27 protein-coding genes are annotated in these 15,939 nt (G+C 50.7%); 25 read left to right on the top strand and 2 right to left on the bottom strand.

Features of this window, described 5'->3' with window-relative positions:
- Position 1: 1 nt before the first annotated feature.
- Both BH714_RS13505 and slyD read left to right on the top strand, forming a co-directional pair.
- Complete coding sequence (locus BH714_RS13505; protein ID WP_013099038.1) at positions 2-202, top strand: YheV family putative zinc ribbon protein; 201 nt, start codon at positions 2-4, stop codon at positions 200-202.
- 94 nt (positions 203-296) lie between these two features.
- Positions 297-887, top strand: coding sequence for a peptidylprolyl isomerase (gene slyD, locus BH714_RS13500; RefSeq protein WP_014171912.1), 591 nt, complete (start codon positions 297-299; stop codon positions 885-887).
- Between the two features lie 54 nt (positions 888-941).
- Here the strand turns inward: slyD and BH714_RS13495 are convergent, their stop codons facing one another.
- Positions 942-1,160: a protein SlyX gene (locus BH714_RS13495; RefSeq protein WP_020884603.1), complete on the bottom strand. Its 219-nt coding sequence runs from the start codon at positions 1,158-1,160 to the stop codon at positions 942-944.
- Positions 1,161-1,397: 237 nt separating this feature from the next.
- Here BH714_RS13495 and fkpA point away from each other — a divergent pair, with 237 nt between their 5' ends.
- The 11 genes from fkpA to bfr all read left to right on the top strand — a co-directional run bounded on the left by fkpA (position 1,398) and on the right by bfr (position 9,602).
- Positions 1,398-2,219 carry an FKBP-type peptidyl-prolyl cis-trans isomerase gene (gene fkpA / locus BH714_RS13490; RefSeq protein ID WP_014171910.1) on the top strand — a complete coding sequence of 274 codons (822 nt, stop codon included), beginning with the start codon at positions 1,398-1,400 and terminating at the stop codon, positions 2,217-2,219.
- A 166-nt stretch (positions 2,220-2,385) separates the two neighbouring features.
- Entirely contained in the window at positions 2,386-3,108 is a 723-nt protein-coding gene (locus tag BH714_RS13485; protein WP_014171909.1) for a helix-turn-helix transcriptional regulator, read from the top strand.
- Complete coding sequence (gene tusD / locus BH714_RS13480) at positions 3,108-3,494, top strand: sulfurtransferase complex subunit TusD (protein ID WP_014171908.1); 387 nt, start codon at positions 3,108-3,110, stop codon at positions 3,492-3,494. The genes BH714_RS13485 and tusD overlap by 1 nt, the downstream gene beginning before the upstream one ends.
- Complete coding sequence (gene tusC / locus BH714_RS13475) at positions 3,494-3,853, top strand: sulfurtransferase complex subunit TusC (protein WP_014171907.1); 360 nt, start codon at positions 3,494-3,496, stop codon at positions 3,851-3,853. The genes tusD and tusC overlap by 1 nt, the downstream gene beginning before the upstream one ends.
- Before the next feature lie 7 nt (positions 3,854-3,860).
- Complete coding sequence (gene tusB / locus BH714_RS13470) at positions 3,861-4,148, top strand: sulfurtransferase complex subunit TusB (RefSeq protein WP_014171906.1); 288 nt, start codon at positions 3,861-3,863, stop codon at positions 4,146-4,148.
- A gap of 124 nt (positions 4,149-4,272) precedes the next feature.
- Positions 4,273-4,647: a 30S ribosomal protein S12 gene (gene rpsL, locus BH714_RS13465; protein WP_000246815.1), complete on the top strand. Its 375-nt coding sequence runs from the start codon at positions 4,273-4,275 to the stop codon at positions 4,645-4,647.
- Positions 4,648-4,743: 96 nt separating this feature from the next.
- Entirely contained in the window at positions 4,744-5,214 is a 471-nt protein-coding gene (gene rpsG / locus BH714_RS13460; protein ID WP_003861706.1) for a 30S ribosomal protein S7, read from the top strand.
- Between the two features lie 96 nt (positions 5,215-5,310).
- Positions 5,311-7,425, top strand: coding sequence for an elongation factor G (gene fusA, locus BH714_RS13455; protein ID WP_014171904.1), 2,115 nt, complete (start codon positions 5,311-5,313; stop codon positions 7,423-7,425).
- A gap of 69 nt (positions 7,426-7,494) precedes the next feature.
- Positions 7,495-8,679 carry an elongation factor Tu gene (gene tuf / locus BH714_RS13450; protein ID WP_014171903.1) on the top strand — a complete coding sequence of 395 codons (1,185 nt, stop codon included), beginning with the start codon at positions 7,495-7,497 and terminating at the stop codon, positions 8,677-8,679.
- A 179-nt stretch (positions 8,680-8,858) separates the two neighbouring features.
- Entirely contained in the window at positions 8,859-9,053 is a 195-nt protein-coding gene (bfd, locus tag BH714_RS13445) for a bacterioferritin-associated ferredoxin (RefSeq protein ID WP_008503493.1), read from the top strand.
- Positions 9,054-9,125: 72 nt separating this feature from the next.
- Entirely contained in the window at positions 9,126-9,602 is a 477-nt protein-coding gene (gene bfr, locus BH714_RS13440) for a bacterioferritin (RefSeq protein ID WP_014171902.1), read from the top strand.
- Here bfr and BH714_RS13435 read toward each other — a convergent pair.
- Positions 9,586-10,059 (bottom strand): prepilin peptidase, encoded by a 474-nt coding sequence (locus BH714_RS13435; RefSeq protein WP_025202881.1) that lies wholly within the window; start codon positions 10,057-10,059, stop codon positions 9,586-9,588. The genes bfr and BH714_RS13435 overlap by 17 nt on opposite strands.
- A 379-nt stretch (positions 10,060-10,438) precedes the next feature.
- Here BH714_RS13435 and rpsJ point away from each other — a divergent pair, with 379 nt between their 5' ends.
- The 12 genes from rpsJ (at position 10,439) to rplN (ending at position 15,933) form a co-directional block, all read left to right on the top strand.
- On the top strand, positions 10,439-10,750 hold the full coding sequence (gene rpsJ / locus BH714_RS13430; protein WP_001181005.1) for a 30S ribosomal protein S10: 312 nt from the start codon (positions 10,439-10,441) through the stop codon (positions 10,748-10,750).
- 32 nt (positions 10,751-10,782) lie between these two features.
- Complete coding sequence (rplC, locus tag BH714_RS13425) at positions 10,783-11,412, top strand: 50S ribosomal protein L3 (RefSeq protein ID WP_006178923.1); 630 nt, start codon at positions 10,783-10,785, stop codon at positions 11,410-11,412.
- A gap of 10 nt (positions 11,413-11,422) precedes the next feature.
- The gene (gene rplD, locus BH714_RS13420; RefSeq protein WP_000424395.1) at positions 11,423-12,028 is read left to right on the top strand and encodes a 50S ribosomal protein L4; all 606 of its coding nucleotides are present in this window, start codon (positions 11,423-11,425) and stop codon (positions 12,026-12,028) included.
- Positions 12,025-12,327: a 50S ribosomal protein L23 gene (rplW, locus tag BH714_RS13415; protein WP_000617546.1), complete on the top strand. Its 303-nt coding sequence runs from the start codon at positions 12,025-12,027 to the stop codon at positions 12,325-12,327. The genes rplD and rplW overlap by 4 nt, the downstream gene beginning before the upstream one ends.
- A 17-nt stretch (positions 12,328-12,344) precedes the next feature.
- Complete coding sequence (gene rplB, locus BH714_RS13410; protein ID WP_000301859.1) at positions 12,345-13,166, top strand: 50S ribosomal protein L2; 822 nt, start codon at positions 12,345-12,347, stop codon at positions 13,164-13,166.
- A gap of 16 nt (positions 13,167-13,182) precedes the next feature.
- Positions 13,183-13,461 carry a 30S ribosomal protein S19 gene (gene rpsS, locus BH714_RS13405; RefSeq protein WP_001138117.1) on the top strand — a complete coding sequence of 93 codons (279 nt, stop codon included), beginning with the start codon at positions 13,183-13,185 and terminating at the stop codon, positions 13,459-13,461.
- Between the two features lie 14 nt (positions 13,462-13,475).
- On the top strand, positions 13,476-13,808 hold the full coding sequence (rplV, locus tag BH714_RS13400; protein WP_002919773.1) for a 50S ribosomal protein L22: 333 nt from the start codon (positions 13,476-13,478) through the stop codon (positions 13,806-13,808).
- A 17-nt stretch (positions 13,809-13,825) separates the two neighbouring features.
- Entirely contained in the window at positions 13,826-14,527 is a 702-nt protein-coding gene (rpsC, locus tag BH714_RS13395) for a 30S ribosomal protein S3 (RefSeq protein WP_000529945.1), read from the top strand.
- Positions 14,528-14,539: 12 nt separating this feature from the next.
- Positions 14,540-14,950 carry a 50S ribosomal protein L16 gene (gene rplP, locus BH714_RS13390; RefSeq protein ID WP_002919759.1) on the top strand — a complete coding sequence of 137 codons (411 nt, stop codon included), beginning with the start codon at positions 14,540-14,542 and terminating at the stop codon, positions 14,948-14,950.
- Complete coding sequence (gene rpmC, locus BH714_RS13385; protein WP_003863282.1) at positions 14,950-15,141, top strand: 50S ribosomal protein L29; 192 nt, start codon at positions 14,950-14,952, stop codon at positions 15,139-15,141. Before rplP ends, rpmC begins: the two co-directional genes overlap by 1 nt.
- A complete protein-coding gene (rpsQ, locus tag BH714_RS13380) occupies positions 15,141-15,395 on the top strand; it encodes a 30S ribosomal protein S17 (protein ID WP_008503489.1) in 255 nt (84 codons plus the stop codon). Before rpmC ends, rpsQ begins: the two co-directional genes overlap by 1 nt.
- A 166-nt stretch (positions 15,396-15,561) precedes the next feature.
- Positions 15,562-15,933 (top strand): 50S ribosomal protein L14, encoded by a 372-nt coding sequence (gene rplN / locus BH714_RS13375; RefSeq protein ID WP_002919748.1) that lies wholly within the window; start codon positions 15,562-15,564, stop codon positions 15,931-15,933.
- Positions 15,934-15,939: the final 6 nt, after the last annotated feature.

The raw sequence follows: 15,939 nt of genomic DNA, 5'->3' as shown, positions 1-15,939 counted from the left end.
GATGGCTGTACGTAAACGCTTTATTGCGGGCGCAAAATGCCCGAGCTGCCAGGCGCAAGATACGCTGGCGATGTGGCGGGAAAATAATATTGATGTCGTAGAGTGTGTTAAGTGCGGTCATCAGATGCGCGAGGCGGATAAAGAAGCCCGCGATCATGTTCGCAAAGAAGAGCAAGTTATCGGGATTTTTCATCCGGACTAGCGATATGCCCTGAGTTTTTTTAAGCTAAAGGGTACACGGGTGCAGATTTCCGCTACAATCTGCGCCAGCAATTTTCCCTTGCTCAGGAGATATCATGAAAGTAGCAAAAGACCTGGTGGTCAGCCTGGCCTATCAGGTACGTACAGAAGACGGTGTGTTGGTTGATGAGTCTCCGGTGAGTGCGCCGCTTGACTACCTGCATGGTCACGGTTCCCTGATTTCCGGCCTGGAAAATGCGCTGGAAGGTCACGACGTTGGCGACAAATTCGACGTTGCTGTTGGCGCGAACGACGCTTACGGTCAGTACGACGACAACCTGGTGCAGCGCGTTCCTAAAGACGTGTTCATGGGCGTTGACGAACTGCAGGTTGGCATGCGCTTCCTGGCTGAAACTGACCAGGGTCCGGTTCCTGTTGAAATCACTGAAGTGGAAGACGACCACGTTGTGGTTGACGGCAACCACATGCTGGCTGGCCAGAACCTGAAATTCAACGTAGAAGTTGTTGCGATCCGTGAAGCGACCGAAGAAGAGCTGGCTCATGGCCACGTTCATGGTGCGCACGGTCACGACCATGACCACGATCACGGCCACGACGGCTGCTGTGGTGGTCACGGCCACGATCACGACCATGGTCACGACCACGGTAAAGGTGGTTGCGGTAACGGCGGCTGCGGTTGCCACTAATTCCGTTATGCGGAAAATAAAAAAGCGGGATAATAATCCCGCTTTTTTTACGCCTCAATAATGAGGTGGTGGCGTCTCTTCTGACTGAGAGGCAATATGTGACGGCTGTGTGGCCTTCAGTTTGTCCGTCAGCAGGCGCATGAGATCCCGCAGTTTCGCCATTTCCAGTTCATGTGCGGTCACGGTCTGGTTTAGCTCTTCGATGGTGATGTCCTGAAAAGCCAGGCGGCTTTCCAGCTCAGCCATTCTCGCTTCTAACATTGTGTCCTTCATCATTCACCTCGTTGTATCTCATTAACCACAATCGGCCAGCGGCGGCGAAGTTTAACTGAGTTTATCCTTAAGTTCAGTATCTATCCCCTTGGCAAGAAACTTATTTAAACAAAAATAATCTGAAAAGTGGCGAGAATCGGGAGAGTCTGTCTGTAGATTTCTTCCGCAACGTTTTATAGTACGTAACTCATTTACGTTTAACGCTGGGGTGAGAGTCCCCAGGCCCTGGAGATATGGATGAAATCACTGTTTAAAGTAACGCTGCTGGCGACGACGATGGCTGTTGCGCTGAACGCGCCGCTGTCCTTCGCTGCTGATACTGCTGCGAAGCCTGCTGCAACTGCAGACAGCAAAGCGGCGTTCAAAAATGACGACCAGAAATCCGCCTACGCACTTGGCGCATCTCTGGGTCGTTACATGGAAAACTCTCTGAAAGAACAAGAGAAACTGGGCATTAAACTGGACAAAGCTCAGCTGATCGCGGGCGTTCAGGACGCATTTGCAGATAAGAGCAAACTGTCTGACCAGGAAATTGAACAGACTCTGCAGGCGTTCGAAGCACGTGTGAAAGGTGCCGCTCAGACTAAGATGGAAGCGGATGCAAAAGACAACGAAGCGAAAGGCAAAGCCTACCGCGATACCTTTGCTAAAGAGAAGGGCGTGAAAACCTCCTCTACGGGTCTGGTGTATAAAGTTGAGAAAGAAGGTACCGGTGATGCGCCTAAAGACAGCGATACTGTCGTGGTTAACTACAAAGGTACGCTGATCGACGGTAAAGAGTTCGATAACTCTTACACCCGTGGTGAGCCTCTCTCCTTCCGTCTGGATGGTGTGATCCCAGGCTGGACTGAAGGTCTGAAAAACATCAAGAAAGGTGGCAAGATCAAACTGGTTATTCCACCGGATCTGGCATATGGCAAAACCGGCGTTCCAGGTATCCCTGCTAACTCTACCCTGGTCTTTGACGTAGAGCTGCTGGACATCAAGCCAGCGCCGAAAGCTGATGCGAAACCAGAAGCGCAGGCAGAACAGAAAGCTGCGACAGACGCGAAGAAGTAATGGAATGAAAACCGCCGCCTTTAAGGCGGCGGTTTTTTTTATTGTGGGGCAGATATAATTAACACTGGAAAGCGTTATGCACGCTGTATTAATTTAGTTGTCCGTGTAGATAATGAGCCTGCCCTGAAAACCTAACGACAGGCTCCTGAAAAGGAGTGTTTTTTTCATGTCCAGGTCGCTTTTAACCAACGAAACCAGTGAACTTGATTTACTGGATCAACGTCCTTTCGACCAGACCGACTTCGATATTCTGAAATCCTACGAGGCGGTAGTGGACGGGTTAGCGATGCTCATTGGGTCCCACTGCGAAATCGTATTGCACTCCCTGCAAGATCTTAAGTGTTCCGCCATCCGCATTGCTAATGGTGAGCATACTGGCCGTAAAATTGGTTCGCCAATCACCGACCTTGCATTGCGTATGCTGCATGACATGACCGGCGCGGACAGCAGCGTCTCCAAATGTTATTTCACCCGCGCCAAAAGCGGCGTACTGATGAAATCAGAAACCATCGCGATTCGTAATCGCGAGCATCGCGTGATCGGTCTGTTGTGCATCAACATGAACCTTGATGTGCCGTTCTCGCAAATCATGAGCACTTTCATACCGCCTGAAACGCCGGACGTTGGCTCCTCAGTTAACTTTGCCTCCTCGGTTGAAGATCTGGTGACGCAGACGCTTGAGTTCACTATCGAAGAGGTGAATGCCGATCGCAACGTATCAAACAACGCCAAGAATCGTCAGATCGTGCTGAATCTCTATGAGAAAGGGATTTTTGACATCAAAGACGCCATTAACCAGGTGGCCGATCGCCTGAACATTTCCAAGCATACGGTCTACCTCTACATCCGCCAGTTCAAAAGCGGTGATTTCCAGGGGCAAGACAAGTAATGCGTTTTTCGCTGATGGTGACAGGCCCGGCGTATGGTACTCAGCAGGCCAGCAGCGCGCTGCAGTTTGCGCATGCGTTACTGGCTGCCGGACATGAGCTGGTGAGCGTCTTCTTTTATCGGGAAGGGGTGTATAACGCCAACCAGTTTACCTCACCGGCCAGCGATGAATTTGATCTGGTGCGCGCCTGGCAGACGCTGAACGAGACAAGGGGGGTTGCGCTGCATATCTGCGTGGCGGCAGCCCTGCGTCGCGGCGTGACCGATGCCACCGAAGCTGAACGTCTTGGCTTGCCAGGGGCCAACCTGCAGCCGGGGTTTTCGTTGAGCGGTCTGGGCGCACTGGCACAGGCTGCGTTAACCTGCGACAGAGTGGTGCAATTCTGATGAAACGCGTGGCGTTTGTTTTTTCATCTGCTCCGCACGGTAGTGCGTCCGGCAGAGAAGGGCTGGATGCGTTGCTCGCAACATCAGCGCTGACCGAAGACATCGGTGTCTTCTTTTTAGGGGATGGCGTGTTCCAGCTTCTGGCGGGCCAGCAGCCGCAGGCTATTCTGGCGCGGGATTACATCGCGACCTTTAAAGTGCTGCCGCTTTACGACATTGAAACCTTTTTTGTCTGCGCTGATTCTCTGGCTGCGCGCGGTCTGAGCGATAAGACGTCTTTCGTGCTGGATGTAACACTCCTCCCGGCCGACGCGCTGCGCGACCAACTTTCCCATTACGACACTGTTCTGAATTTCTGAGGCTGACATGCTCCATACCCTGAGCCGTTCACCGTGGCATTGTGATATCGACGCATTACTGAGCATGCTGCGCGAAGGTGATGACCTGCTGCTGATTCAGGATGGCGTACTGGCTGCGCTTGAAGGGAGTCGTTTCGTTGAAATTCTCAGCAATGCCCCCATATCCGTCTCTGCGCTGAAAGACGATCTTGAGGCGCGAGGTCTTTCTGGTCAAATTTCAGCCAAAATTGACGTGGTTGGCTATACTGATTTCGTCAATCTTACTGTGACGCACGCCAGTCAAATGAACTGGTGATCCGAGATCGCTGTATATTTCTTGACACCTTTTCGACGTAGCCCTAAAATTTCGCGTCCTCATATTGTATGAGGTCGTTTTATTACGTGTTTACGAAGCAAAAGCTAAAACCAGGAGCTATTTAATGGCAACAGTTAACCAGCTGGTACGCAAACCACGTGCGCGCAAAGTTGCAAAAAGCAACGTGCCTGCACTGGAAGCCTGCCCGCAGAAACGTGGCGTATGTACTCGTGTATATACCACCACTCCTAAAAAACCAAACTCCGCACTGCGTAAAGTATGCCGTGTGCGTTTGACTAACGGTTTCGAAGTGACTTCCTACATCGGTGGTGAAGGTCACAACCTGCAGGAGCACTCCGTGATCCTGATCCGTGGCGGTCGTGTTAAAGACCTTCCGGGTGTTCGTTACCACACCGTTCGTGGTGCGCTGGACTGCTCAGGTGTTAAAGACCGTAAGCAGGCTCGCTCCAAGTACGGCGTGAAGCGTCCTAAGGCTTAATGGTTCTCCGTTAAGTAAGGCCAAACTGATTTATCTTAATGTCAAACTAAACTCGTAGAGTTTTGGACAATCCTGAATTAACAACGGAGTATTCCCATGCCACGTCGTCGCGTCATTGGTCAGCGTAAAATTCTTCCAGATCCGAAATTCGGATCAGAACTGCTGGCAAAATTTGTAAATATCCTGATGGTAGATGGTAAAAAATCTACTGCAGAAGCAATCGTATACAGCGCGCTGGAGACCCTGGCTCAGCGCTCTGGTAAAAATGAACTGGAAGCTTTCGAAGTCGCTCTCGACAACGTGCGCCCGACTGTAGAAGTTAAGTCTCGCCGCGTTGGTGGTTCTACTTATCAGGTTCCAGTTGAAGTTCGTCCGGTTCGTCGTAATGCTCTGGCAATGCGTTGGATCGTTGAAGCTGCTCGTAAACGCGGTGATAAATCCATGGCTCTGCGTCTGGCGAACGAACTTTCTGATGCTGCAGAAAACAAAGGTACTGCAGTTAAGAAACGTGAAGACGTTCACCGTATGGCAGAAGCCAACAAGGCGTTCGCACACTACCGTTGGTAATCCCTTCGGAGTATTAGTCACCAGGCGGGCGCTTCAGCGAAGCTGCCCGTCCTGGGTTACTTAACTGAACGCCTAAAGAAACAAACGAGGAATCAAATGGCTCGTACAACACCCATCGCACGTTACCGTAACATTGGTATCAGTGCGCACATCGACGCCGGTAAGACCACTACTACCGAACGTATTCTGTTCTACACCGGTGTAAACCATAAAATCGGTGAAGTTCATGACGGCGCAGCCACCATGGACTGGATGGAACAGGAGCAGGAGCGTGGTATTACTATCACCTCCGCAGCGACTACTGCATTCTGGTCAGGTATGGCTAAGCAGTACGAACCGCATCGCGTTAACATCATCGACACCCCAGGGCACGTTGACTTCACCATCGAAGTAGAACGTTCCATGCGTGTTCTTGACGGCGCGGTAATGGTTTATTGCGCAGTTGGTGGTGTTCAGCCACAGTCTGAGACCGTATGGCGTCAGGCGAACAAATATAAAGTTCCACGCATCGCGTTCGTTAACAAAATGGACCGTATGGGTGCTAACTTCCTGAAAGTTGTTGGTCAGATCAAATCCCGTCTGGGCGCGAACCCTGTTCCGCTGCAGCTGGCAATTGGTGCTGAAGAAGGCTTCACCGGCGTTATCGACCTGGTGAAAATGAAAGCCATCAACTGGAACGATGCAGACCAGGGCGTTACCTTCGAATACGAAGATATCCCAGCTGAGATGCAGGACCTGGCTGACGAATGGCACCAGAACCTGATCGAATCCGCTGCTGAAGCTTCTGAAGAGCTGATGGAGAAATACCTGGGTGGTGAAGAACTGACTGAAGAAGAGATCAAAAAAGCTCTGCGTCAGCGTGTTCTGAACAACGAAATCATCCTGGTAACCTGTGGTTCTGCATTCAAGAACAAAGGTGTTCAGGCGATGCTGGATGCGGTAATTGATTACCTGCCATCCCCGGTTGACGTTCCTGCGATCAACGGCATCCTGGACGACGGTAAAGATACTCCGGCTGAACGTCACGCAAGCGACGAAGAGCCGTTCTCTGCACTGGCGTTCAAAATTGCTACCGACCCATTCGTGGGTAACCTGACCTTCTTCCGCGTTTACTCTGGTGTGGTTAACTCCGGTGACACCATCCTGAACTCCGTGAAAACGGCGCGTGAACGTTTTGGCCGTATCGTACAGATGCACGCTAACAAACGTGAAGAGATCAAAGAAGTTCGTGCGGGCGACATCGCTGCAGCAATCGGTCTGAAAGACGTGACTACTGGTGACACCCTGTGTGACCCGGATCACCCGATCATTCTGGAGCGTATGGAATTCCCTGAGCCGGTAATCTCCATCGCGGTTGAACCAAAAACCAAAGCTGACCAGGAAAAAATGGGTCTGGCTCTGGGCCGTCTGGCGAAAGAAGACCCATCATTCCGCGTATGGACTGATGAAGAATCTAACCAGACCATCATCGCTGGTATGGGTGAACTGCACCTGGACATCATCGTTGACCGTATGAAGCGTGAATTCAACGTTGAAGCGAACGTGGGTAAACCTCAGGTTGCTTACCGCGAAGCGATTCGTGCGAAAGTTACCGATGTTGAAGGTAAACACGCTAAGCAGTCTGGTGGTCGCGGTCAGTACGGTCACGTTGTGATCGACATGTACCCACTGGAGCCGGGCTCTAACCCTAAAGGTTACGAGTTCATCAACGACATCAAAGGTGGTGTAATTCCTGGCGAATACATCCCAGCCGTTGATAAAGGTATCCAGGAGCAGCTGAAAGCGGGCCCTCTGGCTGGCTATCCGGTTGTTGACATGGGTGTCCGTCTGCACTTCGGTTCTTACCACGACGTTGACTCCTCTGAACTGGCGTTTAAACTGGCTGCGTCTATTGCCTTTAAAGAAGGCTTTAAGAAAGCAAAACCAGTTCTGCTTGAGCCAATCATGAAGGTTGAAGTAGAGACTCCTGAAGAGAACACCGGTGACGTTATCGGTGACTTGAGCCGTCGTCGCGGTATGCTGCGCGGTCAGGAATCCGAAGTAACTGGCGTTAAGATCCATGCTGAAGTTCCGCTGTCTGAAATGTTCGGATATGCAACTCAGCTGCGTTCTCTGACCAAAGGTCGTGCATCATACACCATGGAATTCCTGAAGTATGATGATGCGCCTAACAACGTTGCTCAGGCCGTTATCGAAGCCCGTGGTAAGTAATCCACAGGATTAAAACCTAAGTCCCGTGCTCTCTCCGAAGGGGAGAGCACTATAGTAAGGAATATAGCCGTGTCTAAAGAAAAATTTGAACGTACAAAACCGCACGTCAACGTTGGTACTATCGGCCACGTTGACCATGGTAAAACTACCCTGACCGCTGCAATCACTACCGTACTGGCTAAAACCTACGGCGGTGCTGCTCGTGCATTCGACCAGATCGATAACGCACCAGAAGAAAAAGCGCGTGGTATCACCATCAACACTTCTCACGTTGAATATGACACCCCGACTCGCCACTACGCACACGTAGACTGCCCAGGCCACGCCGACTATGTTAAAAACATGATCACCGGTGCTGCGCAGATGGACGGCGCGATCCTGGTTGTTGCTGCGACTGACGGCCCTATGCCTCAGACCCGTGAGCACATCCTGCTGGGTCGTCAGGTAGGCGTTCCTTACATCATCGTGTTCCTGAACAAATGTGACATGGTTGATGACGAAGAGCTGCTGGAACTGGTAGAGATGGAAGTTCGTGAACTGCTGTCTCAGTACGATTTCCCAGGCGACGACACTCCAATCGTTCGTGGTTCCGCGCTGAAAGCGCTGGAAGGCGAAGCAGAGTGGGAAGAGAAAATCATCGAACTGGCTGGCTTCCTGGATTCTTACATCCCAGAACCAGAGCGTGCGATTGACAAGCCGTTCCTGCTGCCAATCGAAGACGTATTCTCCATCTCCGGTCGTGGTACCGTTGTTACCGGTCGTGTTGAGCGCGGTATCATCAAAGTTGGCGAAGAAGTTGAAATCGTTGGTATCAAAGAGACTGCTAAGTCTACCTGTACTGGCGTTGAAATGTTCCGCAAACTGCTGGACGAAGGCCGTGCTGGTGAGAACGTAGGTGTTCTGCTGCGTGGTATCAAACGTGAAGAAATCGAACGTGGTCAGGTACTGGCTAAGCCAGGCTCAATCAAGCCACACACCAAGTTCGAATCTGAAGTGTATATCCTGTCCAAAGACGAAGGCGGCCGTCATACTCCGTTCTTCAAAGGCTACCGTCCACAGTTCTACTTCCGTACAACTGACGTGACCGGTACCATCGAACTGCCAGAAGGCGTTGAGATGGTAATGCCAGGCGACAACATCAAGATGGTTGTGACTCTGATCCACCCAATCGCGATGGACGACGGTCTGCGTTTCGCAATCCGTGAAGGCGGCCGTACCGTTGGCGCGGGCGTTGTTGCTAAAGTTCTGGGCTAATTACTTATCCCTGAATTAAAAAAGGACGCTTCGGCGTCCTTTTTTGTTTTCTGCCGTTGTGTGTCTGTCACAAATTTTCGCATTTTTCGTCCTCTCCCGCCCCGTATACGGGTGTTTGTGCTATTGTAATCATAACCATTCTCACTTACACTTTGCGCATATTTTGAACGGGAGTCTTTATGTACGTTTGTTTATGTAATGGTGTAAGCGACAAAAAAATACGTCAGGCCGTTCGCCAGTTTCAGCCACAGTCCTTCCAGCAGCTTCGCAAATTTGTTCCAGTGGGAAATCAATGCGGTAAATGTGTACGTGCTGCACGTGAGATCATGCAGGACGAATTGATGCAGATCCCGGAATACAAAGAGATTGCGTAAGCGCCCATCTTTTTTTTGACATCCCTGTAGCCCGATCTACGCTTCAATGAGTGGAAGCGGAGGGACTATATAATGAAAGGTGATGTTAAAATCATAAGTTATCTCAATAAATTATTGGGAAATGAGCTTGTCGCGATCAATCAGTATTTTCTCCATGCGAGAATGTTCAAAAACTGGGGCCTGATGCGCCTCAACGATGTTGAATACCATGAATCCATCGATGAGATGAAACATGCCGATAAATACATCGAGCGTATTTTATTCCTTGAAGGCATTCCTAACCTGCAGGATCTCGGCAAACTCGGCATCGGTGAAGATGTTGAAGAGATGCTTCGGTCCGACCTCAGGCTCGAGCTTGAAGGCGCAAAAGATCTCCGCGAAGCCATTGCCTATGCGGACAGTGTTCATGACTACGTCAGCCGCGATATGATGATCCAGATTCTGGCCGATGAAGAAGGGCATATCGACTGGCTTGAAACTGAGTTGGATCTCATCAGTAAAATTGGTTTGCAGAATTATCTTCAATCCCAGATTAAAGTGGCTGACTAAACAGCGTCTGCCAGCCAACGCTTAAACCCGCTGCCGCCAGAAATGGCCCAAAAGGCAGTGGGTTTTTTAATGCCTGTTTATCAGGAGCCGGTAAAGCGAGAATGAGCTGATAAAGAAGCGCCACCAATGCGGCGGTTAACACCAGTGCGGGCAATATGTGCCAACCGTGCCACGCCCCCAGTGCCGAAAGATATTTCACATCGCCATAGCCCATCCCTTCACGTCCAGTCAGAAGCCGGTAGCCCCAGTAGATAATCGCAAAGCTCACATACCCTGCCATCGCGCCAGTCACTGCGTTCGAAAGAAAGTCAGGATGAAGGCAACGCTGGAAGAGCAGGCCGGTCCATAAGAGGGGACAGAGGTATTTATCCGGGAGAAGGCCGGCACGAATATCTTCACGTACCAGTAAACCGGAGAGTGTGAAGTAAACGAGCAGAAAGGGGAGGGGAGTCAGCATACGCAAAGCCTCAAAGATGTTTGGTGCATACTCTTCTCATGATGCAAGGCCAGCAACGTCCGAACACAGGAATTGCGTGAGGGGTTCATAAGAAGAGATGAAAGCAGACAGGTTGCTGCAAATAATGGAATGCCCTACGCATCGCATGTCTTTGGCGCTTAATTTCTAAACGGCACTTGCGTCTTGCTCAGATTTACGTATAATGCGCGGGCTTGTCGTAGTTGACGGCGGGTTCAATCTGAACCGGAGTAGCTAATTTTGTTACTCAACAATGCTCCCAATCGGGGAGCTACGTAAGAACGGTTACACTCTCCCATCAATCGTAATGGGTTTGAGGAGTAATCATTTTCGTTTATAAAATAATTGGAGCTCTGGTCTCATGCAGAACCAAAGAATCCGTATCCGCCTTAAAGCGTTTGATCATCGTCTGATCGATCAATCAACCGCGGAAATCGTCGAGACTGCTAAGCGCACTGGTGCGCAAGTCCGTGGTCCGATCCCGCTGCCGACCCGCAAAGAGCGCTTTACCGTTCTGATCTCTCCGCACGTTAACAAAGATGCGCGTGATCAGTACGAAATCCGCACTCACAAGCGTCTGGTTGACATCGTTGAGCCAACTGAGAAAACCGTTGATGCTCTGATGCGTCTGGATCTGGCTGCCGGTGTAGACGTGCAGATCAGCCTGGGTTAATCAGGTCATCGAGCGATTGAGAGGTTGAAACAATGATTGGTTTAGTCGGTAAAAAAGTGGGAATGACCCGCATCTTCACTGAAGATGGCGTTTCTATCCCAGTAACCGTAATCGAAGTTGAAGCAAACCGCGTTACTCAGGTTAAAGATCTGGCTAACGATGGCTACCGCGCTGTTCAGGTTACCACCGGTGCTAAAAAAGCTAACCGTGTAACCAAACCAGAAGCGGGTCACTTCGCTAAAGCTGGCGTTGAAGCTGGCCGTGGTCTGTGGGAATTCCGTCTTGCTGAAGGCGAAGAGTTCACCGTAGGTCAAGACATTAGCGTTGAGCTGTTTGCTGACGTTAAAAAAGTTGACGTAACCGGTACCTCTAAAGGTAAAGGTTTTGCTGGTACCGTTAAGCGCTGGAACTTCCGTACCCAGGACGCTACTCACGGTAACTCCTTGTCTCACCGCGTTCCGGGTTCTATCGGTCAGAACCAGACTCCGGGCAAAGTGTTCAAAGGCAAGAAAATGGCAGGTCAGCTGGGTAACGAACGTGTAACCGTTCAGAGCCTGGACGTAGTACGTGTTGACGCTGAGCGCAACCTGCTGCTGGTTAAGGGTGCTGTTCCGGGTGCTACCGGTAGCGACCTGATCGTTAAACCAGCTGTGAAGGCGTAAGGGGATAGCAATGGAATTAGTATTGAAAGACGCGCAGAGCGCGCTGACTGTTTCCGAAACTACCTTCGGTCGTGATTTCAACGAAGCGCTGGTTCACCAGGTTGTTGTTGCTTATGCAGCTGGTGCTCGTCAGGGTACTCGTGCTCAGAAGACTCGTGCTGAAGTAACTGGTTCTGGCAAAAAGCCATGGCGCCAGAAAGGTACCGGCCGTGCGCGTTCAGGTTCTATCAAGAGCCCGATCTGGCGTTCAGGTGGCGTGACCTTCGCTGCGCGTCCACAGGACCACAGTCAAAAAGTTAACAAAAAGATGTACCGCGGCGCGCTGAAAAGCATTCTGTCCGAACTGGTACGTCAGGATCGTCTGATCGTTGTCGAGAAGTTCTCTGTAGAAGCGCCTAAAACTAAGCTGCTGGCACAGAAACTGAAAGACATGGCTCTGGAAGATGTGCTGATCATCACCGGTGAGCTGGACGAGAACCTGTTCCTGGCCGCACGTAACCTGCACAAGGTTGACGTACGCGATGCGACTGGTATCGACCCGGTTAGCCTGATCGCCTTCGACAAAGTCGTAATGACTGCTGATGCTGTTAAGCAAGTTGAGGAGATGCTGGCATGATTCGTGAAGAACGTCTGCTGAAGGTGCTTCGCGCACCGCACGTTTCTGAAAAAGCGTCTACTGCGATGGAAAAAACAAACACCATCGTTCTCAAAGTTGCTAAAGACGCGACCAAAGCAGAGATCAAAGCTGCTGTGCAGAAACTGTTTGAAGTCGAAGTCGAAGTCGTTAACACCCTGGTTGTTAAAGGGAAAGTTAAACGTCACGGACAGCGTATCGGTCGTCGTAGCGACTGGAAAAAAGCTTACGTCACCCTTAAAGAAGGCCAGAACCTGGACTTCGTTGGCGGCGCTGAGTAAGTCGGAGGAGTAATACAATGGCAGTTGTTAAATGTAAACCGACATCTCCGGGTCGTCGCCACGTAGTTAAAGTGGTTAACCCTGAGCTGCACAAGGGCAAACCTTTTGCTCCGTTGCTGGAAAAAAACAGCAAATCCGGTGGTCGTAACAACAATGGCCGTATCACCACTCGTCACATCGGTGGTGGCCACAAGCAGGCTTATCGTATTGTTGACTTCAAACGCAACAAAGACGGTATCCCAGCAGTTGTTGAACGTCTTGAGTACGATCCGAACCGTTCCGCGAACATCGCGCTGGTTCTGTACAAAGACGGTGAACGCCGTTACATCCTGGCCCCTAAAGGCCTGAAAGCTGGCGACCAGATTCAGTCTGGCGTTGATGCTGCAATCAAAGCAGGCAACACCCTGCCGATGCGCAATATCCCGGTTGGTTCTACCGTTCATAACGTAGAAATGAAACCAGGTAAAGGCGGTCAGCTGGCGCGTTCCGCGGGTACTTACGTTCAGATCGTTGCTCGTGACGGTGCTTATGTCACCCTGCGTCTGCGTTCTGGTGAAATGCGTAAAGTCGAAGCAGATTGCCGCGCTACTCTGGGCGAAGTTGGCAATGCTGAGCATATGCTGCGCGTTCTGGGTAAAGCTGGTGCTGCACGCTGGCGTGGTGTTCGTCCTACCGTTCGCGGTACTGCGATGAACCCAGTAGACCACCCACATGGTGGTGGTGAAGGTCGTAACTTTGGTAAGCACCCGGTAACTCCGTGGGGCGTTCAGACCAAAGGTAAGAAGACCCGCAGCAACAAGCGTACTGATAAATTTATCGTACGTCGCCGTAGCAAATAATTTTAGAGGATAAGCCATGCCACGTTCTCTCAAGAAAGGTCCTTTTATTGACCTGCACTTGCTGAAGAAGGTAGAGAAAGCGGTGGAAAGCGGAGACAAGAAGCCCCTGCGCACTTGGTCCCGTCGTTCAACGATCTTTCCTAACATGATCGGTTTGACCATCGCTGTCCATAATGGTCGTCAGCACGTTCCAGTCTTTGTTACCGACGAAATGGTTGGTCACAAACTGGGTGAATTCGCACCGACTCGTACTTATCGCGGCCACGCTGCTGATAAAAAAGCGAAGAAGAAATAAGGTAGGAGGAAGAGATGGAAACTTTAGCTCAACATCGCCATGCTCGTTCTTCTGCTCAGAAGGTTCGCCTTGTTGCTGACCTGATTCGCGGTAAGAAAGTGTCGCAGGCCCTGGACATCCTGACCTATACCAACAAGAAAGCTGCGGTATTGGTCAAGAAAGTACTGGAATCTGCCATTGCTAACGCTGAACACAACGATGGCGCTGACATCGACGATCTGAAAGTCGCGAAAATTTTCGTAGATGAAGGCCCAAGCATGAAGCGCATTATGCCGCGTGCGAAAGGTCGTGCAGATCGCATCCTGAAGCGCACCAGCCACATTACTGTGGTTGTGTCCGATCGCTGAGACTCTGGAGACTAGCAATGGGTCAGAAAGTACATCCTAATGGTATTCGCCTGGGTATTGTAAAACCATGGAACTCTACCTGGTTTGCGAACACCAAAGAATTCGCTGACAACCTGGACAGCGATTTTAAAGTACGTCAGTACCTGACTAAGGAACTGGCTAAAGCGTCTGTATCTCGTATCGTTATCGAGCGTCCAGCTAAGAGCATTCGTGTAACCATTCACACTGCTCGTCCTGGCATCGTTATCGGTAAGAAAGGCGAAGACGTAGAAAAACTGCGCAAGGTCGTAGCGGATATCGCTGGCGTTCCTGCACAGATCAATATCGCTGAAGTTCGTAAGCCTGAACTGGACGCTAAATTGGTTGCTGACAGCATCACTTCACAGCTGGAACGTCGTGTTATGTTCCGTCGTGCTATGAAGCGTGCTGTACAGAACGCAATGCGTCTGGGCGCTAAGGGTATCAAAGTTGAAGTTAGCGGCCGTCTGGGCGGCGCGGAAATCGCACGTACCGAATGGTACCGCGAAGGTCGCGTACCGCTGCACACTCTGCGTGCTGACATCGACTACAACACCTCTGAAGCGCACACCACTTACGGTGTAATCGGCGTTAAGGTATGGATCTTCAAAGGTGAGATCCTGGGTGGTATGGCTGCTGTTGAACAACCGGAAAAACCGGCTGCTCAACCTAAAAAGCAGCAGCGTAAAGGCCGTAAATAAGGAGCGTCGCTGATGTTACAACCAAAGCGTACAAAATTCCGTAAAGTGCACAAAGGCCGCAACCGTGGTCTGGCGCAGGGTACGGATGTTAGCTTCGGCACTTTCGGTCTGAAAGCTGTTGGCCGTGGTCGTCTGACTGCACGTCAGATCGAAGCAGCACGTCGTGCAATGACCCGTGCAGTTAAGCGTCAAGGTAAGATCTGGATCCGTGTATTCCCGGACAAACCGATCACCGAGAAGCCGCTGGAAGTTCGTATGGGTAAAGGTAAAGGTAACGTGGAGTACTGGGTTGCCTTGATCCAACCGGGCAAAGTCCTTTATGAAATGGACGGCGTTCCGGAAGAGCTGGCCCGTGAAGCCTTCGGCCTGGCAGCAGCGAAACTGCCTATCAAAACCACCTTTGTAACTAAGACGGTGATGTAATGAAAGCAAAAGAGCTGCGTGAAAAAAGCGTTGAAGAGCTGAACGCTGAGCTGCTGAACCTGCTGCGTGAGCAGTTCAACCTGCGTATGCAGGCTGCAAGTGGCCAGCTGCAACAGACTCACCTGCTGAAGCAAGTGCGTCGCAATGTTGCGCGCGTTAAGACTTTACTGACTCAGAAGGCGGGTGCGTAATGACCGATAAAATCCGTACTCTGCAAGGTCGTGTTGTTAGCGACAAAATGGAGAAATCCATCGTTGTAGCTATCGAACGTATTGTGAAACACCCGATCTACGGTAAATTCATCAAACGTACGACCAAACTGCACGTACATGACGAGAACAACGAATGTGGTATCGGCGACAAGGTTGAAATCCGTGAATGCCGTCCACTGTCCAAGACTAAGTCCTGGACGCTGGTTCGCGTTGTAGAGAAAGCGGTTCTGTAATAGAGTACGCATTCTCAATACGAATAAACGGCTCAGCGATGAGCCGTTTATTTTTTCTACCCATATTGTAGAAGCGGTGTTATAATGCCGCGCCCTCGATATGGGGCTTTTTAACGGCTCTGATTTTAGAGTCTCAGGTAGTAGTTGACATTAGCGGAGCACTAAAATGATCCAAGAACAGACTATGCTGAACGTCGCCGACAACTCCGGTGCACGTCGCGTAATGTGTATCAAGGTTCTGGGTGGCTCGCACCGTCGCTACGCAGGCGTAGGCGACATCATCAAGATCACCATCAAAGAAGCAATTCCACGTGGTAAGGTCAAAAAAGGTGATGTGCTGAAAGCGGTAGTGGTGCGCACCAAGAAGGGTGTTCGTCGCCCTGACGGTTCTGTCATTCGCTTCGATGGTAATGCATGCGTTATTTTGAACAATAACAGTGAGCAGCCAATCGGCACGCGTATCTTTGGGCCGGTAACTCGTGAACTTCGTACTGAAAAGTTCATGAAAATTATCTCTCTGGCACCAGAAGTACTCTAAGGAGCG

Source organism: Enterobacter ludwigii (assembly GCF_001750725.1).
GTDB classification, from domain to species: domain Bacteria; phylum Pseudomonadota; class Gammaproteobacteria; order Enterobacterales; family Enterobacteriaceae; genus Enterobacter; species Enterobacter ludwigii.
This window is presented reverse-complemented; position numbering and strand designations above follow the sequence as displayed.